Source organism: Bacillus sp. X1(2014) (assembly GCF_007678255.1).
In genome coordinates this window covers 1-277 of record NZ_VEED01000081.1, presented here as the reverse complement: position 1 = coordinate 277, position 277 = coordinate 1, and the positions used below count along the sequence as shown (strand labels likewise).

At 53.1% G+C, this 277-nt stretch carries 3 tRNA genes; all 3 read right to left on the bottom strand.

The features are described from left to right. Positions 1-2: 2 nt before the first annotated feature. Positions 3-74, bottom strand: a tRNA-Gly gene (locus tag FS608_RS29885). A gap of 9 nt (positions 75-83) precedes the next feature. Next, positions 84-168 (bottom strand) — tRNA-Leu (locus FS608_RS29880). Between the two features lie 33 nt (positions 169-201). Beyond that, positions 202-277, bottom strand: a tRNA-Thr gene (locus tag FS608_RS29875).

The window sequence follows — 277 nt, the reverse complement described above, 5'->3', positions numbered from 1 at the left end:
GGAGCGGAAGACGGGATTCGAACCCGCGACCCCCACCTTGGCAAGGTGGTGTTCTACCACTGAACTACTTCCGCAAAAAACTTTGGTGCGGGTGAAGGGAGTCGAACCCCCACGCCTTACGGCGCCAGATCCTAAGTCTGGTGCGTCTGCCAATTCCGCCACACCCGCGTATTAAGTTAAGCAAAAAAGAAGAAAAAAACATGGTGCCGGCTAGAGGACTTGAACCCCCAACCTACTGATTACAAGTCAGTTGCTCTACCAATTGAGCTAAACCGGC